Annotated in this window: 19 protein-coding genes and 1 pseudogene; 12 read left to right on the top strand and 8 right to left on the bottom strand. The window is 71.9% G+C overall.

Annotated features, from left to right (window positions below):
- Positions 1–80: 80 nt before the first annotated feature.
- The 4 genes from DEJ48_RS31175 to DEJ48_RS31160 are packed head-to-tail and all read left to right on the top strand — an operon-like array spanning position 81 to position 6,685.
- A complete protein-coding gene (locus tag DEJ48_RS31175) occupies positions 81–914 on the top strand; it encodes a glycosyltransferase family 2 protein (RefSeq protein ID WP_150219511.1) in 834 nt (277 codons plus the stop codon).
- Complete coding sequence (locus DEJ48_RS31170) at positions 911–1,957, top strand: glycosyltransferase family 2 protein (RefSeq protein ID WP_150219510.1); 1,047 nt, start codon at positions 911–913, stop codon at positions 1,955–1,957. Before DEJ48_RS31175 ends, DEJ48_RS31170 begins: the two co-directional genes overlap by 4 nt.
- Positions 1,954–2,757 (top strand): polysaccharide deacetylase family protein, encoded by an 804-nt coding sequence (locus DEJ48_RS31165; protein ID WP_190537699.1) that lies wholly within the window; start codon positions 1,954–1,956, stop codon positions 2,755–2,757. Before DEJ48_RS31170 ends, DEJ48_RS31165 begins: the two co-directional genes overlap by 4 nt.
- Positions 2,750–6,685: a lipopolysaccharide biosynthesis protein gene (locus tag DEJ48_RS31160; RefSeq protein WP_411757501.1), complete on the top strand. Its 3,936-nt coding sequence runs from the start codon at positions 2,750–2,752 to the stop codon at positions 6,683–6,685. The genes DEJ48_RS31165 and DEJ48_RS31160 overlap by 8 nt, the downstream gene beginning before the upstream one ends.
- A 3-nt stretch (positions 6,686–6,688) precedes the next feature.
- On the opposite strand, the gene DEJ48_RS31155 is transcribed toward DEJ48_RS31160, so the two are convergent.
- Complete coding sequence (locus DEJ48_RS31155; protein WP_150219509.1) at positions 6,689–8,113, bottom strand: GH39 family glycosyl hydrolase; 1,425 nt, start codon at positions 8,111–8,113, stop codon at positions 6,689–6,691.
- A 106-nt stretch (positions 8,114–8,219) separates the two neighbouring features.
- Between DEJ48_RS31155 and DEJ48_RS31150 the strand changes: the two genes are divergently transcribed.
- On the top strand, positions 8,220–9,314 hold the full coding sequence (locus DEJ48_RS31150) for a DUF5925 domain-containing protein (RefSeq protein WP_150219508.1): 1,095 nt from the start codon (positions 8,220–8,222) through the stop codon (positions 9,312–9,314).
- Between the two features lie 22 nt (positions 9,315–9,336).
- Here DEJ48_RS31150 and DEJ48_RS31145 read toward each other — a convergent pair whose 3' ends face one another.
- Positions 9,337–9,717: a GntR family transcriptional regulator gene (locus tag DEJ48_RS31145; protein WP_190537698.1), complete on the bottom strand. Its 381-nt coding sequence runs from the start codon at positions 9,715–9,717 to the stop codon at positions 9,337–9,339.
- A 97-nt stretch (positions 9,718–9,814) separates the two neighbouring features.
- Here DEJ48_RS31145 and DEJ48_RS31140 point away from each other — a divergent pair, with 97 nt between their 5' ends.
- Together DEJ48_RS31140 and DEJ48_RS31135 are read left to right on the top strand one after the other, a co-directional pair.
- The gene (locus DEJ48_RS31140) at positions 9,815–10,753 is read left to right on the top strand and encodes a GNAT family N-acetyltransferase (protein WP_150219506.1); all 939 of its coding nucleotides are present in this window, start codon (positions 9,815–9,817) and stop codon (positions 10,751–10,753) included.
- The gene (locus DEJ48_RS31135) at positions 10,734–11,219 is read left to right on the top strand and encodes a DUF402 domain-containing protein (protein WP_150219505.1); all 486 of its coding nucleotides are present in this window, start codon (positions 10,734–10,736) and stop codon (positions 11,217–11,219) included. The genes DEJ48_RS31140 and DEJ48_RS31135 overlap by 20 nt, the downstream gene beginning before the upstream one ends.
- Before the next feature lie 38 nt (positions 11,220–11,257).
- On the opposite strand, the gene DEJ48_RS31130 is transcribed toward DEJ48_RS31135, so the two are convergent.
- Positions 11,258–12,763 carry a trifunctional class I SAM-dependent methyltransferase/NUDIX hydrolase/VOC family protein gene (locus DEJ48_RS31130; RefSeq protein WP_150219504.1) on the bottom strand — a complete coding sequence of 502 codons (1,506 nt, stop codon included), beginning with the start codon at positions 12,761–12,763 and terminating at the stop codon, positions 11,258–11,260.
- A 121-nt stretch (positions 12,764–12,884) separates the two neighbouring features.
- Between DEJ48_RS31130 and DEJ48_RS39885 the strand changes: the two genes are divergently transcribed.
- Positions 12,885–13,025: a hypothetical protein gene (locus tag DEJ48_RS39885; protein ID WP_190537696.1), complete on the top strand. Its 141-nt coding sequence runs from the start codon at positions 12,885–12,887 to the stop codon at positions 13,023–13,025.
- A 24-nt stretch (positions 13,026–13,049) separates the two neighbouring features.
- Here DEJ48_RS39885 and DEJ48_RS31125 read toward each other — a convergent pair whose 3' ends face one another.
- The 4 genes from DEJ48_RS31125 to DEJ48_RS31110 are packed head-to-tail and all read right to left on the bottom strand — an operon-like array spanning position 13,050 to position 16,564.
- Positions 13,050–13,523, bottom strand: a complete 474-nt coding sequence (locus DEJ48_RS31125; RefSeq protein ID WP_150219503.1) for a GNAT family N-acetyltransferase — start codon at positions 13,521–13,523, stop codon at positions 13,050–13,052.
- Positions 13,520–15,025, bottom strand: coding sequence for a tripartite tricarboxylate transporter permease (locus DEJ48_RS31120; protein ID WP_150219502.1), 1,506 nt, complete (start codon positions 15,023–15,025; stop codon positions 13,520–13,522). Before DEJ48_RS31120 ends, DEJ48_RS31125 begins: the two co-directional genes overlap by 4 nt.
- A 1-nt stretch (position 15,026) precedes the next feature.
- A complete protein-coding gene (locus tag DEJ48_RS31115; RefSeq protein ID WP_150219501.1) occupies positions 15,027–15,584 on the bottom strand; it encodes a tripartite tricarboxylate transporter TctB family protein in 558 nt (185 codons plus the stop codon).
- Positions 15,581–16,564: a Bug family tripartite tricarboxylate transporter substrate binding protein gene (locus DEJ48_RS31110; protein ID WP_190537694.1), complete on the bottom strand. Its 984-nt coding sequence runs from the start codon at positions 16,562–16,564 to the stop codon at positions 15,581–15,583. Before DEJ48_RS31110 ends, DEJ48_RS31115 begins: the two co-directional genes overlap by 4 nt.
- Before the next feature lie 142 nt (positions 16,565–16,706).
- Between DEJ48_RS31110 and DEJ48_RS31105 the strand changes: the two genes are divergently transcribed.
- The gene (locus DEJ48_RS31105) at positions 16,707–17,414 is read left to right on the top strand and encodes a response regulator (RefSeq protein WP_150219499.1); all 708 of its coding nucleotides are present in this window, start codon (positions 16,707–16,709) and stop codon (positions 17,412–17,414) included.
- A gap of 187 nt (positions 17,415–17,601) precedes the next feature.
- Here the strand turns inward: DEJ48_RS31105 and DEJ48_RS31100 are convergent, their stop codons facing one another.
- Positions 17,602–18,078, bottom strand: a complete 477-nt coding sequence (locus DEJ48_RS31100; RefSeq protein WP_150219498.1) for a hypothetical protein — start codon at positions 18,076–18,078, stop codon at positions 17,602–17,604.
- Between the two features lie 35 nt (positions 18,079–18,113).
- Here DEJ48_RS31100 and DEJ48_RS31095 point away from each other — a divergent pair.
- The 3 genes and pseudogenes from DEJ48_RS31095 to DEJ48_RS41125 form a co-directional block, all read left to right on the top strand.
- A pseudogene (locus DEJ48_RS31095) lies at positions 18,114–18,655 on the top strand (transposase family protein); the annotation flags it as partial.
- A 191-nt stretch (positions 18,656–18,846) separates the two neighbouring features.
- Positions 18,847–18,993, top strand: a complete 147-nt coding sequence (locus tag DEJ48_RS41130) for a DUF5958 family protein (RefSeq protein ID WP_223832530.1) — start codon at positions 18,847–18,849, stop codon at positions 18,991–18,993.
- Between the two features lie 36 nt (positions 18,994–19,029).
- The gene (locus DEJ48_RS41125; protein ID WP_150219497.1) at positions 19,030–19,272 is read left to right on the top strand and encodes a dihydrofolate reductase family protein; all 243 of its coding nucleotides are present in this window, start codon (positions 19,030–19,032) and stop codon (positions 19,270–19,272) included.
- Positions 19,273–19,624 lie beyond the last annotated feature (352 nt).

Raw genomic sequence — 19,624 nt, 5'->3', positions numbered from 1 at the left:
GAACCCCCCTTTCGAACCGGATCAATTGCCGGACCGCCCGGGGGCGGGCGATCCACCGGACGAGAGGGACCACCGGACTCATGAGTTCGTTTGTGCGCCCGGCAGATGCCGGACAAGACCCGTTGAAAGAGATCTCCGTAAACTACCGTCCGATCTCCACGCACTTGGCGATCACACCGCCCGTCAGTGTGGTCATACCCGCCATGAACGAAGCGGAGAACCTTCCGTACGTCTTCAAGACACTGCCCGACTGGATCCATGAGGTCGTCCTCGTGGACGGCAACTCCACCGACGACACGGTGGCCGTGGCCCGGGACCTGTGGCCGGACGTGAAGGTCGTCCGCCAGCTCGGCAAGGGCAAGGGCGACGCGCTGATCACCGGCTTCGCCGCGTGCACGGGCGACATCATCGTGATGGTCGACGCCGACGGCTCGGCCGACGGCCAGGAGATCGTCTCCTACGTCTCCGCCCTCGTCTCGGGCGCGGACTTCGCCAAGGGCTCCCGCTTCGCCAACGGCGGCGGCACGGACGACATGACGCCGATCCGCAAGCTCGGCAACCACGTCCTGTGCTCCGTCGTGAACACCAAGTTCGGGGCCCGCTACACCGACCTGTGCTACGGCTACAACGCCTTCTGGCGGCACTGCCTCGACAAGATCGAGCTCGACTGCACCGGCTTCGAGGTCGAGACCCTGATGAACATCCGGGTCGTCAAGGCGGGGCTCAAGGTCCAGGAGATCCCGAGCCACGAGTACCTGCGCATCCACGGCACCAGCAACCTCAGGGCCGTCCGCGACGGCATCCGCGTACTGAAGGTGATCCTCTCGGAGCGCTCCAACCGCGACAGACGCGGCGGGCGGCGCAAGGCAGCCCGCGCCCTGCCCGTCCCCGCGGGACGGGGAGAGGCGTCTTGAGCACGGAGATCTCCGTCGTCGTCTGCGTGTACACGGAGGACCGCTGGGAGGACATCCTCGCGGCGGTCTCCTCCGTCCGCGCACAGTCGCTGATGGCCCGGGAGACGCTCCTCGTGGTCGACCACAACCCCACGCTCCTGGAACGGCTCACCAAGGAGTACGGCGCGTACGAGGCCACCGGGGATGCCGGGGACGTGCGGGTGCTCGCCAACGCGGGCCCCCGCGGCCTCTCGGCGGGCCGCAACACCGGGATCGCCGCGGCCCGCGGCGACGTCATCGCCTTCCTCGACGACGACGCCGTCGCCGAACGGGACTGGCTGCGGTACTTCGCCGAGGGGTTCGAGGACCCGCGGGTCCTCGCCGTCGGCGGCCGCACCCTGCCCGCCTGGGAGTCCGGCAGGCGGCCCGTCTGGTTCCCCGAGGAGTTCGACTGGGTCGTCGGCTGTACGTACCGGGGACTCCCCCGCGGCCGGGTGCGGGTGCGCAACGTCCTCGGCGGCAACGCCTCGTTCCGGCGCACCGCGTTCGACGCGGCGGGCGGCTTCGCCACGGGCATCGGGCGCGACGGCGACAAGCGCCCGCTGGGCTGCGAGGAGACGGAGTTCTGCATCCGTCTCGCCCGCGCGGTCCCGGACGCGGTCCTGCTCATCGACGACCGCTCGGTGATCCACCACCGGGTGCCGGCCGCGCGGGAACGGTTCGGCTACTTCCGTACGAGGACGTACGCGGAAGGCCTCTCCAAGGCGCTCGTCGCCCGCAGCGTCGGCGCGTCGAAGGGCCTCGAATCCGAACGCCGGTACACCACGCGCGTGCTGCCCTCCGGCGTCGGCCGCGCGCTGCGCGACGCGGTGCTCGGACGGCCGGGCGGCGCGGGGCGCGCGGGCGCCATCGTGGCGGGAGTGTTCGCCGCGACGGGAGGGTACGTACTCGGGAGCGTCCGTGCGCGCAGGGGAGGCGCCGCGTTCTCGGCAGGACCGATCGGCGCCGTCGACGGGCGTGCCGGGGACGTGCGGAGCACGGGTGGCGAGGGGGCTGCCGCATGAGCACGGAGGCCGTGCCGATCCTGATGTACCACTCCGTGGCGCGCGTGCCGAGCGCCGCGACCCACGCGCTGTCGGTGTCCCCCGACGCCTTCGCACGCCAGATGGAGGTGCTCGGCGAGCAGGGCTTCACGCCGCTCACGACCGCCCGGCTGGCCGCCGCCTGGCGGTCACCGGGAAGACCGCTGCCCGAGCGGCCCGTCCTGATCACCTTCGACGACGGCTACGAGGGCGTGCACCGGTACGCGCTGCCCGTGCTCGCCAAGCACGGCTTCGCGTCGACGCTGTTCGTCTCCACCGGCTGGCTGCGCGGCGAGTACGACACCGGGGGCGGCCTGGACCGCATGCTCGACTGGGACCAGGTGCGCGAACTCGCCGCCGACGGAGCGGAGATCGGCGGGCACAGCCACACGCACCCGGAGCTCGACCAGCTCGACGAGGGCACGCTCCGGTACGAGCTGCGGCGCTGCCGCGACATCGTCTCCGACCAGCTGGGCACCCGGCCCGTGTCGTTCGCGTACCCCTACGGCTACTCCAGCCGGCGGGTCCGTGAGCGGGTGCGCGAGACCGGGTTCCGGCAGGCGCTCGCCGTCGGCAACGGCCTGGCCCGCCGCGCCCAGGGGCCGTACGCCCTGCGGCGCGTCACCGTGCGCCGCACCACCGGGGCCGAGGAGTTCGAGCGCCTGGTGGCGGGCCGCGCGATCGGCCGCGCCTTCGCCGGGGACCGCGCCATGACCAAGGGGTACGCCCTGGTCCGCAGAGCCCGACAAGTCCGCCGGAGGGCGATCGGTTCCCGTGTCTGACACGACCACGGCCCACACCGGCGTCTCCGGTTCCGGGGACTCCGGCAAGCGGGCGCCGGCCGGTACGTCCGGCGGGCCCCGCAGAATGCGCCTGCCGGGCCGGGGCGGCGGCAGCAGCCCGCTGTTCCGCAACGCGTACGCGCTGATGCTCAACACCGGCATCTCCGGCGTGCTCGGCGTCGGCTTCTGGCTCGCGGCCGCCCGCTACTACTCGGAGTCGGCGGTCGGCCAGGGATCGGCGGCGATCGCGGCGATGAAGCTCCTCGCGGGGCTCACCGCCGTGACGCTGACGGGCGCCCTCGCACGGTTCATCCCCATCGCGGGACGCGCCACGGGCAAGCTCATCTTCCGTACGTACGCGGGCAGTTCGGTGGCGGTGGCGCTCGCCGCCGCCCTCTTCCTGCTCACGCTCGACCTGTGGGGACCCTCGTACCGCTTCCTGCACGGGCCCGTCCACGGCATCGGCTTCATACTCGCCGTCGTGGCCTGGTCGGTGCTGACGCTGCAGGACGGCGTCCTGACCGGGCTGCGCAGCGCGCTCTGGGTGCCCGTCGGCAACACCGTCTTCTCGGTCGCCAAGCTGGGCCTGCTCATCGCGATGGCCGCGGCGATCCCCACCGCCGGAGTCTTCGTCTCCTGGGTCGCCTCGATCCTCGTGTCGGTCGTCCCGCTCGGCTGGCTGGTCTTCCGGCGCCTGGTGCCGCGGCACGTGAAGGCCACCGACGGAAAGGCGCACCCGCCGACGCTGCGCGAGATCGGCCACTTCCTGGCCGGCGACTACACCGGCTCGCTCTTCTCGCTCGCCGTGGTCTACCTCGTCCCGGTCATCGTCGCCTCGCAGGTCAGCTCCGTCGACAACGCGTACTTCTACATCACCACCACCATCGGCGGCACCGTCAACCTCCTCGCCATCAACATGGGCGCCTCACTGACCGTGGAGGGCGCGCACGACCCCGCGCTGCTCGCCGCCAACACCCGCGCCGCGCTGCGGCGGATGGCGACGATCATGCTGCCGGTGTGCGGGGTCCTGTTCCTCGCGGCGCCGCTGATCCTGAGCATGTTCGGGCAGGGGTACGCGGACGCGGCCACTCCCCTGCTGCGCTGGTTCGCGGTGGGGGCGCTGCTGCGGGTCGTCATGGAGACGTACTTCGCGGTGCAGCGCGCGCAGAGCAAGACCTCGGGCATCGCCTGGCTCCAGGGCCTGCTCTGCGTCCTGGTGCTCGGGCTCACGCTGCTCCTGCTGCCGCGCATGGGGCTGACCGGCGCGGGCATCGCGGAGATCTCCAGCCTGGCCGTGATCGTGGCCGTCGCGGCGCCGAAGCTGTACCGCGTGGTGCGGGCGGCGCCCTCGGCCGGTGCCGAACGCGCGGCTCCGGACGGGGACCTGGCCGACCTGGGGACGCCGGACGCGCCCACCTTGCAGGTCCGGGCCGTGGCGGCGGGGGGCGAAACCGGCGCCGGGGGCAGGGCGCACAAGGAGCGGCACGGGCCCGCGTGGGCGTTGCGCGAGTCGCTCGACTCGCCCACCCTCCAGCTCGCCGTGCAACTGGACTTCGACCACCAGGAGCGGCGGCCGGACGTGCGGCCGGGTCCTGGCACGCCTGCCGCGGGCACGCCCGTCTTCACGGCGTCCGCGGCGCGGAGCGAGGGGGACGACATGGAGCACCGGCCGACCTGGGCGCTGAGATCCCCCGCCGGCCCGGTGGCGGACGAGGCACCGCACGAGGCACCGCACGAGGCACCGCAAGAGCCCTCGTACGCGCCGACGCCCGCGGAGCCCGTAGAGGCTGCGGAACCCGTGGAGCCCCTGGAGCCCGCGGAACACGTGGAGCCCCAGGAGCCCGCGGAACACGTGGAGCCCCAGGAGCCCGCGGAACCCGCGGCGCTCAAGGAACCCCCGCCGTCCGAAGCGCGCGCCCCCCGCCGCCACGTGCTCGTCATGGCGCTGCTCCTCGCCGCCGCGCTCGCCCTCTACTGGCTGCCCGCCCTCCGCCTCGGCGAGCAGGACCTGGACGACATGGGCGGGCTCGGGCTGATCTCCGTGCTGCCGACGCCGACGCTGGTCGGCGCCGCGCTCCTGGTCGTCGTGTTCGCCGCGCTGCTCTGGATGGACCGGCCGATCAAGAGCCTCCTCCTGCTCACCCTGCTGGCGACCGTGGTGTCGCTGCACGCGCTGCCCGCCGTCATCGAGAGCGAGCCGCGGTTCGCCACGGCCTGGCAGCACCTGGGCTTCCTGGAGTACATCGACAGGACGGGCACCGCGGTGCCGGATCTGGACGCGCGCTGGAGCTGGCCCGGGTTCTTCGCCGCGGCCGCGTTCGTCGCGAAGGCGTGCGGCGTCTCGGACCTGACCGAGGTGATCCGCTGGTGGCCGACGGTCATCCAACTGCTCTGCCTGGCACCGATGTTCCTGCTCGTGCGCTCCCTGCGCGCATCCTGGCGCGCCAAGTGGACGGGCCTGTGGATCTTCGTCCTGAGCGGCTGGGTGGGGCAGGACTACTTCTCGCCGCAGGGCTTCACGTTCCTGCTCTACCTCGCGTTCGTCGCCGTGCTGCTGGTGTGGTTCCGTGCGCCGCGCGTGCTGTGGGCCAAGCGGCGGCCCGGCGAGACCGAGGTCGAGCCAGCGGGCCGCAGGGAGCGCGCCGTGCTGCTCCTGGTCCTCATGGGCCTCTTCGCCGCGACGGTCCCCACCCACCAGCTCACGCCGTTCGTGATGCTCGGCGTCCTGGCGGCGCTCGTCCTGGTCGGCCGCTCCGAGCTGCGCGGGCTGCCGATCCTGTTCGGCGTGCTCGTCGTCGTCTGGCTCGGCTTCCTCGCCGAACCGTACTGGTCGGGCCATTTCGACGAGCTGTTCGGCGGGGTCGGCGGCGTCGGCGGCAACGTGTCGTCGTCGGTGTCCGGGCGCATCGAGGGCGGCAGTTCGTCGCACCAGCTGGTGCTGTACGTGCGCGTCGCGATGGCGGGCGCCGTGCTGGCGTTCGCGTGCTGGGGCTGGTGGCGGCGGCACTTCAACAAGTACAGCGAGCGCTCGCTGCTCGTCCTGACCTTCGTGCCGTTCCTGGGCTTCGGCATGCAGTCGTACGGCGGCGAGATGGCCCTGCGCGTCTTCATGTTCGCGCTGCCGGGCGCCGCCCTGCTCGCCGGTCTCGCGCTGTTCCCGCGCGCGGGGATCACCCCGGACGAGCGCGACCGCGACCGGGTGAGCCTCGCGCCGCTGGCCGCGCTGATGGCCGGGCTCGTCCTGATGGGCGGGTTCCTGGTGGCCCGCTGGGGCAACGAGCCCTTCGAACGGATCCGGCCCGGCGAGGTCGCGGCGATGGAGTACATGTACGAGCACGACGACCCGACGGCGCGGCTCCTCTGGATGAGCGACGACACGGTCGAGAACGTCACCCCGTCGATGCCGTGGGGCGCCCGCGACATGGAGCGGATGGAGTACGTTCCCACGCTCGCGCCCGCCGACCCGGTCCTGGTGTCGGGCCTGGTGAAGGCACTCAAGGACGCGGGCCCCAACTCGTATCTGATGATCAACCGCAGCCAGACGACCTATCTGCAACTGGACGCCGGCTACTCGACGTCGTGGGAGCCGCGACTCCTCCACCACCTGGACGGCCGCAAGGACCTCAAGAAGGTCTTCTCCAACGCCGACGCCACCCTCTACACCCTGAGCGAGCAGCCGGACGGCAGGGCCGCGAAGCCCGACCCCGGCCCTGCGGGGCCGAAGGTGACATGGACACCGTGGTCGGTCGTGGGCGGGCTCGCCGCGGTGGCGCTCGTCCTGCTGCTCGGGGCGCGCGAGCTGGTGCGGGTCGCGGCGGCGCCGAGCGTACGGCAGCAGCGGTGGCTGCAGGGGAGCTTCTGGTTCTCGCTGCCGCTGCTCGCGGTGCTCCTCGCCTCGCTGATCCAGCGGTTCGTGACGATGGCGTAAGAGTTACCTCTTCAGCCACCTCACCTCGTACCCAGCCATGTCGAGGCGCCGCCCGTCGACCTTCGCGCTGATCCGCCGGTCGAGGGTGTTGACCACGAGGACGGCCTCGTCGTCCGCGAGGACGCGGACGTGCGGCCGGTCGTCGGCGGCGACGGACACCTTCTCGTACGTCGTGCCGGGGCCGAACTCCTTGCCGAACCGCTCGATCAGCTCCAGCATCGGCAACTTCGCTCCCCCGTCGGGCAGTTCCGTCGAGGTCCAGAGGCAGCCCGCGCATTTCTTGCCGCGCTTCTGCGGGTTCCAGTAGAAGCCGCTGGTGGCGCCGCCGCGGACCATCGCCATCAGGCCGGACGCGTGGACGGCGACGCGGTGCGCCTCGGACCAGTCGTCGCGGTTGTCCTGGCTGTCGCCCGGCTCCACGTAGTACTCGGCCCACCACAGCGGCAGGTCGCCGGTCCGCTCCCGCACCCACTTGCCGACGTCCGTGAACTTCTCGGTGGCCTTGAACTCGTCGGGGATCAGCTCGTCGTCGGCGGTGTAGCTGGAGCCGTCGACGACCACGAAGTCGGCGCCCGCCTTGTGCTTGTTCCAGTGGTCGAAGGCGTCGAGGACCCGCTGGTCCATGCGGCCCCAGGGGCCCTTCGGCTCCTTCGCGACACCCTCGGTCTGGCGCGGGTCGACGCTGTTCATGACCAGGTAGGGGCCGCCGACCATGATGTCCTCGTCGACCTTCTTGAGCTCCTTGTAGACGAGGTTGTAGAGCTCGGTGTACCCCTCGTAGTCCCAGCGGCCCTGCTCGTCGTTCCAGAAGCCCTTGAACTCGTTCCAGACGACGAAGTGGCGCACGTCCGGGTAGCGCTTCGCCACGGTGGCGGCGAGCTTCGCGAAGTCCTTGTAGTGCGCGCGCTCGGGAGCGGTCTCCAGCGACTGCTGGCTCCAGTCCGTGTTGTCCGCGCCGGGCTCGCCGCCCTTCATCCAGTCGGGCGCGCAGCACAGCGTGACGACGGGGGTCCCTTTGCTCGCCCGGACGAAGTCCATCCGGCGGTCCATCGCCGAGAAGTCGTAACGCCCCTTCACCGGCTCCGGGTTGCCCGCCCCCCAGCCCATGATGTGCTGGATCTGCGGCACCGGCCCGCCCTGGTCCGCGAGTTCGGCGCGGACGCGCTCGACGGCCTTGTCGCCGCCCTCGTCCGCGCTGTACTGGGTGTGGGTGAAGCCCCAGCCCACCTGCGGCTCGGGGGCGCCGGGCGGGACGACGGGCGTGCCGTGCACCTTGTCCCCGTCCGGGGTGGTGCCAGCGGTGCTTCCCCGGTCGCCGGGCAGTGTGCTGACCAACGTGATCACCAGGGCGAGCACGGTCAGACCGACGCCGAGCAGAGCGGTGAGACGCCACCGTCGCGCGGTCGAATTCCACTCATGTCGTCCCATCGTCGGCCAGGCTAGCGGGACCGGTCGGCGGCGGAACAGGTCCCGGACTCCGGCGCACGGCGGAAAACGGGTGCACAACGGCGCACACGTGCCGGATCATGTCGGCATGTCTGCGAACCCTCAGGACGCCCTGCCGATCCGGCTCAACGTCGACGACAGCGACTCCCCCACGGATGTCGTGGACGCCCTTTTCCTCGGCCGCTTCGCCACGGGCGAGCAGCCGTTCTCGCACAGCGCCAACATCGACCGTGTCAAGCCAGGTTCCACGCTGCTGCCGTCCGGCGCGAAGGTGCTCCGCGCGGCCCGCGACGACGACCGCAGCGCCACGCTCGCCGAGGGCGACGGCTGGACGCTGCTGGTCTCGCGCTGGAACCGCGGCGCGGACGTCACGGTGACCGCGACCAGCGCCGAACTCGCCGAGACGGTCCTCGGCCGGGCCACGGACGGCGCGCAGGACGAACCGGAACCCCAGCCGGAGAACGTGACGATGGGCTTCTGGTACGTATCCCCGCGGCGCGGCCCGCACCGCACCACCCGCCAGATCTCGGCCGGCACCTGGGACGAGGTCCGGGCCAACTACACGGCGCCGGTCGCCGACGCCATGGACACCCTGATGAAGACGACGCCCGAGGACATCTCGGGGCGTCTGCTGCTGCTCCACGGCCCGCCGGGCACCGGCAAGACGTCGGCGCTGCGGACCCTCGCGCGCTCGTGGCGGGACTGGTGCCAGGTGGACTGCGTGCTTGATCCGGAGCGGCTGTTCAGCGACGTCGGCTATCTGATGGACATCGCGATCGGCGAGGACGACGGGACGGCGAAGGGCCGCTGGCGGCTGCTGCTCCTGGAGGACTGCGACGAACTGATCCGCGGCGAGGCCAAGCACACAGCGGGCCAGGCCCTCTCGCGGCTGCTCAACCTGACGGACGGCCTGCTCGGACAGGGTAGGAACGTGCTGGTGGGGGTCACGACCAACGAGGACCTGGAGCGCCTGCACCCCGCGGTGGTCCGCCCCGGCCGCTGCCTGGCCCGCGTCGAGGTGGGCCCGCTGACCCGCCCCGAGGCGGTGGAGTGGCTCGGCACGGAGGAGGGGGTGCCACGCGAGGGCGCGACCCTCGCGGAACTGTTCGCCCTGCGCAGGGGCACGTCGCCGACGTCGGTGCCGGAGCAGCGGGAGGGGGCGGATTCGGGGCTGTATCTGTAGGCGCGGGGCGGCCGGGTGATCCCTACCCGGAGTTCCCGTACGCCGCGCGCAGCGCGTCCCGCACCGCCGCCAGCGCGGCGTCCTGCGTGAGGCCGAGCCTGCGGGCCCGCTCGGCGTACGCCTGCGCCTCCGTCGACGCGGCCCGGGCGGCCGCGTCGCCCGCCGCCGCGACGAACGTCCCGTTCCGCCCCCGGGTCTCGATGACCCCGTCGGCCTCCAGCGCCCGGTAGGCCTTCGCCACCGTGTTGGCGGCGAGTCCGAGGGACTCGGCGAGCCCCCGCACGGTGGGCAGCTTGTAGCCGGCGGGCAGCGCCCCGGACCTCGCCTGCTCGGCGATCCGGGCGCGCACCTGCTCGTACGGCGCGTCGCTCGCGCCCGCGTCGATGTCGATCTTCAGCGTCACGGGGTGATTGTCCCGCACGGGCGCGGAAAACGAGGGGTGGAGCACCCCGCGAAAAATGGGGAGCGGTGCGGCGCGTCCCGCCCGTACCGTGCCGCGCATGACAGTGATCGTCCGAGCCCTCGACCGCGACGGGCCGACCGCCGCCGCGGACGACGCGGGTTTCGCCGCCGTACGCCGGGCCTGCGTGCCCGCCATGCTCGCCACGCCCGCCTCGGTCGCCTTCGACCGCGCCCACGCCCATCCGGACGCCGGCTACCGGCAGTTGGTCGCGGAGACCGACGGCGAGGTCATCGGCACGGCGCAGGTCGGCGTCGCCCATGACAGCCCCGAGCCGGGCCAGGGCTTCGCCAACATCTACGTACATCCCGCGCGGCTCGGCCGGGGCGCCGGGACGCTGCTCCTGCGCACGGCGGAGGAGTACCTCGCCGACGCGGGCGTGCGGGACGTCTACTCGTGGGTGCTCGACGAGCCCGCGCACCTCGCTTTCGCCGCCCGCCGCGGCTACCGGGCGCGGCGCAGCGCGCACTTCCTCCGCCTCGACCTGGCGCACGGCACGCTGCCGCCCCGCCGCGAGCCGCCGGCCGGGGTCGAGCTGGTGGCGGGGTCGGTGTTCGCGGACGACGCGCGCCCGCTGTTCGCGCTGGACGCGGAGACGGTGGCGGACGAACCGGGCGATGTGGCCGCCGAGTTCTCGGACTACGAGCACTGGCTCGCCGAGACCTGGCGTCACCCGCTGGTCAGCCAGGAGCTCACCACGGTGGCGCTCGTGGACGGGTCTCCGGCCGCGTTCAGCCTGGCCCGCGCGGACGGCGCGGGCCGCTACTCCTCCAACATGACCGGCACCGCGCGCGCCCACCGCGGCCGCGGCCTGGCCAAGCTCGCCAAGAACGACTCCCTGCACCGGGCCCGCGCGGCGGGCTGCACGGAGGCGTTCACGGGCAACGACGCCGGGAACGAGCCGATGCTGGCGATCAACAGGTGGTTCGGCTACGAGATCTGCGCGACGGAGGTCCGCCATGTCCGCACTCTCGGCTGACGACGTGGAGGTCGCACTCGTCAAGGCGGGCCGCACGAAGATCCGGTACCCCGCGGAGCTGCTGGACGACGACGGCAACCACCTCACCGTCCGGGCACCCTGGGCGGCACCCGGGGTCCGTGACTTCGGCTTCGTGCGCTTCGAGCCGGGCGACGTCTTCGTGGAGCACTACTGGCGCGACCGCTGGTACGCGATCAAGGAGGTGTACGCCGCGGACGGGACCCTCAAGGGCTGGTACTGCGACGTGACCCGCCCCGCCGTCCACGACGGCGCCGTCCTGACGGTGGAGGACCTGGACCTGGACCTGTGGGTCTCCCCCGACCGCGGCACCGTACTGCGCCTGGACGAGGACGAGTTCGCGCAGAGCGGGCTCGCCGCAGCGGACCCGGAGGCGGCCGCCGCGGCAACCCGCGCCCTGGACGAGCTGGAGGCGCTGGCGCTGGGCGAGGGGTTCGATCTGCGCTGAGGGGCGGGGCACTGTTCGGAGTCGGGCCGGGGGTTGGGCTACTCGGCCACCAGTTCCACTTCGTACCCCCACGCGTCCTCCAGGTACGCCGCGTACCGCCCGTCGCCGCCCGCGTGGGGGTGGCGGTCCGCGAAGAGGAGGGACCAGCCGTGGTCGGGTGCGGCGGTCACGAGCGCGTCGAGCCCGGCCCGGTCGGCGACGTGGAACGCCAGGTGGTTGAGGCCGGGGCGGTGCCGGTCGTGGCCGCCGGGGCGCAGGTCCGGGGACTGTTCCAGGACGATATACGTCTCGTCGCGCCGCCAGCTCATGCCGTGGCCCCAGCGCTGGAACGGCACATGGCCCAGCGCGCCGAGCAGCCACCCCCACGGGCCCTTGGCCGCCGCCAGGTCGGGCACCCACAGCTCCACGTGGTGGACCCCGCCCGTCCGCACCGCGGGGGCGAGGGATTCCGGCGCCGTGGCACGGTCGCCCTCGTAGGCCACGGCTTCCCCGTCGGACTGCCAGTGCACGAGGAACCGCTCCCCCGCGCGCCAGGCGGCCAGGCCCGCCCTGCAGTACGCCACCATGTCGTGCGGCAGCGCGGACAGCGGGTGCCAGACGAGCTCGGAACACTTGTCCGGCTCGGCGTTGACCGGCTCGCCGCCCGCGCCGTGCTCCGCCGAGAAGAACCATCCGGTGCGCGGCGCCTGCCCGGGGCCGCGGTGCTGGACGACCGCCTCCACGCGCAGGTCGGCGGGGTCGAGGTCGAGGCCGATCTCTTCGCGGGCCTCCCTGATGACGGCCGCGCGGACGTCCTCGCCGTCCTCCACGTGGCCCGAGGGGAGGTGCAGGAGGCCGTCCCCGTACCCCGTGCCGGACCGGCGGGCGAGCAGGACCTCGTCGCCGCGGCGCAGGATCAGGTGGACGTCGACGATCTCGGAGTGCCGGGCCGGGGCGTCCGGCGCCACGCCCACCACCGCGTACCGCTCGTCGTCGACGCGTCTGCCCCACAGCCGCGCGTCCCCCGAGAGCCGCTCGGAGTGGATGCGGGCGACGAGCGGGGTGAGGGCCGCCACCAGGCGGGACATGGGGAGCCCGGACGGGCTCACCGTGCCCCACACGCCCTCGACGAGGATCAGTCTTCCGCCGGGGCGCAGCAGGCCGCACCAGTGCCGCAGGGTCGCCTCCGGGTCCGGGAAGGTCCACAGGACGTGGCGGGCGAGGACGACGTCGAACCGCCGCCCCTGGACCGGCGGCAGGCCCGCGTCGCCGACCAGCACCTCGGCGTCCCGGCCCGCCAGCTTCTCGCGGGCCAGCTCCACCATGTCCGGCGAGAGGTCGACCCCGGTGACCCGGTGCCCGAGCCCGGCGGCGAGCAGCGCGAGGCTGCCGGTGCCGCAGCCGAGGTCGAGGACGTCACCGGGGGTGTCCGGCAGCCAGTCCCGCATCCGGTCCGCCCAGGCCGCGCGCACCGTCCTGTCGCGCAGACCGTGATCCGGCTCGTCGTCGAAGGTGGCCGCCGCGGCGTCCCAATCGATGGGCTCCGGCGCCTCGTTGCTCGTCATGTCCCGATGGTCGCAGCCGCCACTGACATTCGGCCCTCGATCAGAAAGCGGGCCGCAAGAGGTCTACGACGGGCCTTGAATGGACATCGGTAAGGCAGGAAGCAGAAGGCAGGAGGCCGCGATGCGCCGAGTGACCACGCACAAACCCGCCGCCAAGACCGTCAGCCGTCAGGTGCGGGAGCGTCAGGAGGCGGAGTCCCGGCCGCAGGAGAGGCCCGAGGTCCGCAAGGACATCCAGCGGACGTGGTGGCCGGACGGCTGAGGTGCCGCGGGTGCGACCACGCCGTCAGCCGTCCGTGAGCCGCTTGCGGTAGTGGATCCGGTCGTACGGCCCGTCCACCCGCCGCTCGACGACCTCGTATCCGTACCGTGCGTAGATCTTCTGGTTCTCCCACATGAGGGCGTTGGTGTGGAGCCGGATCTCGGGAAGCCCCAGCTCGCGCGCGTGGGCTTCCGCGAAGGAGAGCAGACGGCGGCCCACCCCCTGCCCCGCGGCGTCGGGGTGGACCGCGATCGACTCCAGGAGGAGCCGTCCTTCGTAGGGGCGAGGGACGAGCACGAGGAGACCCACCACGGGGTCCCCGGTGACGTACACGAAGCCCGCCGCCACATCGGCCGCGTGATCGGCCTCCATCGGGCGGGGGACGAGCCCGATGCGTGCGATGTAGGGGTGGTACGCCGCGTCGGTGACCGCCCGCACGGCGGGCACGTCGGCGGCGGTGGCGAGGCGGATGTCCGTGGGGCCCTCGGTGGTGGTCATGCCTCTACGTCTACGTCACGGCGTCGCGCCCGCACCACCGCCTTCCTCAACAAGGGCCAGGCCACGATCAGGACGATGAGGCCATAGACCGTCACGGAGAACGGCGTGAGGAGCCCGCCCGCGTCGCCGTCGCTGATCTGCAGGGCGCGGCGCAGCTGTTGCTCGGCGTTCGGGCCGAGGATGACGCCGATGACGGCGGGCAGGACCGGCAGTCCGTAGCGCCGCATGCCGAAGCCGATCAGGCCGATGACGAGCAGGACGACGAGGTCGAGGGCTTCGCCGCCGACCGCGTAGGCGCCGACGGCCGCGAAGAACAGGATGCCCGCGTAGAGGTAGGGCCGCGGGATGCGCAGGAGCTTCGCCCAGACCGGGGCGAGGGGCAGGTTGAGTGCCAGCAGGAGCACCATCCCGACGAACAGGGAGGCGATGAGGCCCCAGACGAGGTCCGCCTCGCGTTCGAAGAGGAGCGGGCCCGGCTGGATGCCGTACTGCTGGAAGGCGGCGAGCATCACGGCGGCGACGGCGGTCGTGGGCAGGCCGAGCGTGAGCATGGAGACGAGGGTGCCCGCCGCCGACGCGGAGGCCGCCGACTCCGGGCCCGCGACGCCCTCGATGGCGCCCTTGCCCCACTCGTCCTTGTGCTTCGACAACCGCTTCTCCGTCACGTACGACAGGAACGTCGGGATCTCCGCGCCGCCCGCCGGGATGGCGCCGAAGGGGAAGCCGATGAGGGGGCCGCGCAGCCAGGACTTCCAGGTGCGCCTCACGTCGTCCCCGCCCAGCCAGGGGCGGCCCACGGGGATCGCCTGTCCGCTGGTGCGGCGCAGGTGGGCGGCTACCCACAGGGCCTCGCCGATGGCGAAGAGGCCCACCGCGACGATGACCACGTCGACGCCGTCGGCGAGTTGGAGCGAGCCGAAGGTGAGCCGCTGCTGGCCCGTCATCTGGTCGAGGCCGACCAGGCCGATGGTCAGGCCGATGAGGAGCGAGGCGAGGCCGCGGACGCGGGACGAGCCGAGCACGGAGGTGACGGCGATGAACGCGAGCACCATGATGGCGAAGTAGTCGGGCGCGCCGATGTCGACGGCGAGGTCGGCGACGGTGGGGGCGAGCGCGACCAGGAGCAGCGTGCCGATCATGCCGCCCGCGAAGTGCCCGATGGCCGCGGCGGCGAGTGCCTGTGCGCCCCGCCCGGCCTTGGCCATCGGATGGCCTTCCATGGCCGCGACGACGGCGGCGCTCTCGCCGGGTGTGTTGAGCAGGATGGAGGTCGTCGAGCCGCCGAACATCGCGCCGTAGTAGATGCCGGCGAACATGATGAAGGCGCCGGTCGGTTCGAGTCCGTAGGTCACGGGGAGCAGCAGCGCGACGGCCATCGCGGGCCCGATGCCGGGGAGCACGCCGATCGCGGTGCCGAGCAGCACGCCGACGGCGGCCCACAGCAGGTTGATCGGGGTCAGGGCCGTGCCGAAGCCGTCCATGAGGGAGGTGAAGGCGTCCATGTCACAGCACTCCCATCAGGGGGCCGCCCGGCAGGGGCACGCCGAGCAGGTTGTTGAAGACTTCGTACGTGACGACGGAGAGCCCGGCGGCGATGAGCGGGTCGCGGTCGAGGTGGCGGCTGCCGAGCGCGTAGGCGGCGCCCCAGAAGAGCAGCGCCCCCGCGACGGGGAAGCCGACCGGTTCGATGAGGACGGCGGTGGCGAGGAAGACGCCGGCGAGCAGCAGCACGGTGCGCCAGTCTGCGGGTTCGGAGAGGTCGATGTCCTCGCCGCCCTCGGCCTCGCCGCGCCCGCCGCGCAGCACGTCGACGGCGAGCAGGAGCGCGACGACGAGCAGCCCGGCCCCGACCACGATCGGCACGGTCTTCGGGCCGATGGGGCCGCGCTGGGCGATCTCGACGTCCATGGTGAGGGCGTCGGTGAGGACTAGGGTGCCGAGCGCGAGGAGCAGGACGCACACGCCGAGTTCGGAGTGCTCGCGCAGCCAGGCGCGGCGGCCGCGCGGCGCGTCGGTGGCAGCGGGGTTGCCGGGCCGGTCGGGGAGGCCGTCGGTGCTCACAGTCCCAGCTCCTTCAGTACCGAGACGACGCGCTTGTCCTGGGCGTCCAGGAAGTCGCCGAACTTCTCTCCGGTGAGGAAGGCGTCGTCCCACCCGTTCTTCTTGAGCGACTCCCGCCACTCGGCGGACCCGTGCAGCTTCTTGACGAGCCCGGTGAGCTTCTCGCGCTCCGCGTCGCTGAGTCCTGGCGGGGCGACGATGCCGCGCCAGTTGGTGAAGTCCACGTCGTAGCCGGACTCCTTGAGGGTGGGTCCGTCCAGGCCCTTGACCCGCTCGGGGCCGGTGACGGCGAGCAGGCGCAGCTCGCCCGACGTGATCTGGTCGAGGTACTCGCCGACTCCGGAGACCCCGAAGGCGACCTTGCTCCCGAGGATGGAGGCAAGAAGCTCACCGCCCCCGTCGAAGGGCACGTAGTTGACCTTCTTCGGGTCGATGCCGGCGGCGCGGGCCATGAGCATCGGGGCGAGGTGATCGGGCCCGCCGGGCGACGAACCCCCACCCACAGGCACCTTCCCGGGGTCCGCCTTCCAGGCGTCGACGAGCTGCCCGATGGTCTTGTACGGGGAGTTCTTGGCGACCACGACGACGTCCTGCTCCTCGGTGAGCCGGGCGATGGGGGTCGTGTCGGCGAGGGTCTTGGGCGAGTCGTTGGATCGGGCGGCGCCGACGACGCCGAGCCCCATCGACATGGCGAGCTTGCCGTTGCCGTGCTCGCCGACGAGCCGGGTCAGGCCGACGGTGCCGCCGGCTCCGGGCAGGTTGAACACCTCGATGTTGTGGGTGAGTCCGGCGTCCTCGGCGTTCTTGGCGGCGGTGCGTGCGGTGATGTCGTAGCCGCCGCCGGGCGTGTTGGGGACCATGAAGCGCAGGCCGGGGATCTGTGTGCCGGTGTCGGCGCCGCTGCCCGTGGTGAGCAGCGGCGGCGCCACGAGCACGAGGAGCGCGGCCCCGAACAGGGCGAGGGGGGTGCGCAGGCGCACGTGTGCCACCACCTGTCGGCGTGTAGTTGGTTGTGAGGCGGTTGTGAGGTGGCCCACATGTTGCCCGGGCGTTAACAAGCTGTCTCTCTTCCGGAACCAACGGACGTTGTGGTCCTTGTGGTCGCGCCCATAGCCTGCGGCGATGACTCGGGTGCTGGTCGTGGACGACGACTTCATGGTCGCCAAGCTGCACAGTCGGTACGTCGCGGCGGTGCCGGGCTTCACCGTGGTCGGGGTCGCCCACAGCGGCGCGGAGGCGGTGCGCCTCGCCGGGGATTTGCGCCCCGATCTCGTCCTCCTCGACGTGTACCTGCCCGACATGGACGGCATCGCGGTCCTGCGCGAGCTGCGGGCGGCCGAGGAGCGGGAGCCGGGGCGCGAGCCGGTGGACGCCCTGTTCATCACGGCGGCGCGGGACGCCGAGGTGGTGCGGGCTGCGCTGCGGGCCGGTGCGCTGCACTACCTCATCAAGCCGTTCAACCAGGCGGCCCTGCAGGAGCAGTTGCGCCACGTCGCCGCGTTGCGGGCCCGCCTGGACGGCCTGGCGGAGGCCCGCCAGGAGGACGTCGACCAGATCTTCGGCACCCGCCCGCCCGGCTCCCGCGAACTCCCCAAGGGCCTGGCGGCCCACACCGCGGACCTGGTGGAACAGACCCTGCGTGACCACCCGTCCGGCCTCTCGGCGTCGGAGTGCGCGCGGGCAGGCTCCCTGTCCCGCGTGAGCGCCCGCCGCTACCTGGAATTCTTCGCGACCACGCGCCGCGCGGAGGTGACGCTTCGGTACGGGGGGACGGGGCGGCCCGAGAGGCGGTACCGGTGGCTGGGTGAGGGCAATTCGGGCACGACCTGAGCGGAGTCCGAAGGCTCCAACTTGCTCGGCAGTCGTGACTGGTGCACTGCTGGCCGCGGTTGCCCCTGCGGCGTCCGCCTCGACTTCCGGGCAGAGCGAGATAAAGCCCGCCGCCGGTAGCGGCAGTTGACGAAGGTGGCGCTTACCTGAGGGCTGTCCCGTAAATGATCTTCGAGGTGGCGGTGTGCTACCCCATGACCGCGCGAGCCGCGTCCAGAAATGCCAGTCGGTTGTCCTCCAAGTAGTCGCGCACGCTCTCGCCGTCGGGCAAGCCTTCCCACACCGTCCGGTTGAGGTCGAGGAAGTACGAGCGTGCCGCGTCGTGCACGGGCAGGGGGAACTGGATACGGATGAGACGCTCCGCAACCCACAGCCTGTTCATGATGTCCCGGGTCGTGAGGAACCAGGCGTCGGTGTCCTCCCACTCGGAAGGCCGACTGAAGGCGGAGCGTTCGGCCTCGGCCCCCACCTCTATGAACCGCTCCAGCAGCTCCAACCGTTCCCCGCGCCGGGCCTCCGACAAGGCGATCCGCTGCCGCTGTTGTTCAGCGCGTTCCGCCGAGAGTTGAGTCCTGTGCTGCACGAGGTAGGACAACGAGCCGCCGAGGACTACGCCGCCCAGCGATATGAGGGACACCCAGAGCTGACCTGACATGGCGGCCATCGTGCCACGCCGTCGATCTTTGAGACGATCGCGCTGTGGCTGGTGTGATCAAGCGTCCGAGCCGTCCTGGATAACCCCGTTCACCGGGCTCAGCCCCACGGCAGTTCGGCAAGCTGGTGACGGTACTCGCCGCGCAGTGGCGGACGCAGTCCGCAGGGGCAGGCCGTGGAGCCTTCCGCTGGAGGACCGGGCCCTGCTGGTCGCGGCCTACTGGCGCACGAACCTGACCATGCGCCAGCTCGCCCCGCTGTTTGGGATCTCGAAGTCGGCGGCAGACCGCATGATCGTGGACGGCACCCTGGCCCCCACCCACGACCACACGATCGCCGAGCGGTCGAAGAACTACTGGTACTCCACCAACCACCAGGTCGTCATCGACGCCGACACCCGTCTGGTCGTCGTGGTCGGCCAACCTCTGCCCGGCAACCGCAACGACTGCAAGGCATGGGAGGAGTCCGGCGCGAAAGCCGCAATCGGCAAGACACTCACGATCGCCGACGGCGGCTACCCGGGCACCGGACTCGTCATCCCGCACCGCCAGCAGCACGGCCAGACCGAACTCCCGGCCTGGAAGGAGTACTCGGCTATTGCTGTACCGGGCGCCCTGTTGGTCTTCTGGGTTGCAACCAGAGGCCGGGGCGGCTCGTACGTGGGGCCGGATGGACGAACGCGCGGTCCCCCTGAACGAGTTGGCACAAGGCATCCGCCCCCCTCACACCGGGTGTCGGCTGGTTCGAGAGCCTCGCCGACACTGAGCAGTTCGAAGTCCTGCGCGACCTGGCAGGGTTCTGTGCCCAGGCGCGCGCAACCAGCGAGGACGGGCCGGAGAGCATCCACGGAGCTGGCATCCGGCTCACCCATACCTCAGCCGTGCTCGTCACACCGGGAGCGGACACCGAACCGGCCACCGTGTGATCATCGGGGGCTGTGTGGGCTCCCGATGATCGTGTGGTGGCCGCGGGCCAGAGCATGGACGCCGCCCGTCGGCGGGCGATGTTCGACCAGGCCATGCCCCAGATCGCGGACCGGTTCGGGCGGGCTCAGCCGCGCGCCACGGCCCGCGCGGTCGTGCTCGGATCACTGTCCGGCGTCGAGCGGAAGAACTTCGACCGCGTCGACCAGACACGGGCTGACTCGGACGCGATCCTCATTGGCGCCGGCACCATGCGTGCCGACAACCCCGACTCCTGGTGAACAGTGACGAGTGTCGCGCGCAGCGGGTCGCGGCGGGCAAGCGGGAGTTTTCTCTGAAGGTCACTGTCAGCGTCGGCGGTGACATCGAACCCAACCTGAAGTTCTGGCACCACGCGACAGAGTCGCCTACGCCGCCGACGGTGGTGCGGAGAAGCTCGGAAATCGCCCTTCGGACCTGACCGAAGTGGTCTCGACGGGCCCGGAATTCGACTTCGGGCTCCTGGACGACCGAGGGGAACAGGCATCGAGTGGCTGATGGTTGAGGGTGGCGGCCAGGAACGTCGGCAAACGCTTTAATCGAATGTCAACCTGCTCCGGCAGGCCGAGTGCGCTGCCCGTGCGCAATATCAGC

The organism is Streptomyces venezuelae, from assembly GCF_008642315.1.
Taxonomy (GTDB): domain Bacteria; phylum Actinomycetota; class Actinomycetes; order Streptomycetales; family Streptomycetaceae; genus Streptomyces; species Streptomyces venezuelae_D.
This window is presented reverse-complemented; position numbering and strand designations above follow the sequence as displayed.

Coding starts and splice junctions, on each gene's coding strand:
- DEJ48_RS31150 (WP_150219508.1), top strand. CDS start 8,220: ATGTCTGCGAACCCTCAGGACGCCCTGCCGATCCGGCTCAACGTCGAC.
- DEJ48_RS31100 (WP_150219498.1), bottom strand. CDS start 18,078: ATGGCCGCCATGTCAGGTCAGCTCTGGGTGTCCCTCATATCGCTGGGC.
- DEJ48_RS31105 (WP_150219499.1), top strand. CDS start 16,707: ATGACTCGGGTGCTGGTCGTGGACGACGACTTCATGGTCGCCAAGCTG.
- DEJ48_RS31165 (WP_190537699.1), top strand. CDS start 1,954: ATGAGCACGGAGGCCGTGCCGATCCTGATGTACCACTCCGTGGCGCGC.
- DEJ48_RS31120 (WP_150219502.1), bottom strand. CDS start 15,025: ATGGACGCCTTCACCTCCCTCATGGACGGCTTCGGCACGGCCCTGACC.
- DEJ48_RS31135 (WP_150219505.1), top strand. CDS start 10,734: ATGTCCGCACTCTCGGCTGACGACGTGGAGGTCGCACTCGTCAAGGCG.
- DEJ48_RS31140 (WP_150219506.1), top strand. CDS start 9,815: ATGACAGTGATCGTCCGAGCCCTCGACCGCGACGGGCCGACCGCCGCC.
- DEJ48_RS39885 (WP_190537696.1), top strand. CDS start 12,885: ATGCGCCGAGTGACCACGCACAAACCCGCCGCCAAGACCGTCAGCCGT.
- DEJ48_RS31130 (WP_150219504.1), bottom strand. CDS start 12,763: ATGACGAGCAACGAGGCGCCGGAGCCCATCGATTGGGACGCCGCGGCG.
- DEJ48_RS31125 (WP_150219503.1), bottom strand. CDS start 13,523: ATGACCACCACCGAGGGCCCCACGGACATCCGCCTCGCCACCGCCGCC.
- DEJ48_RS31155 (WP_150219509.1), bottom strand. CDS start 8,113: ATGGGACGACATGAGTGGAATTCGACCGCGCGACGGTGGCGTCTCACC.
- DEJ48_RS31175 (WP_150219511.1), top strand. CDS start 81: ATGAGTTCGTTTGTGCGCCCGGCAGATGCCGGACAAGACCCGTTGAAA.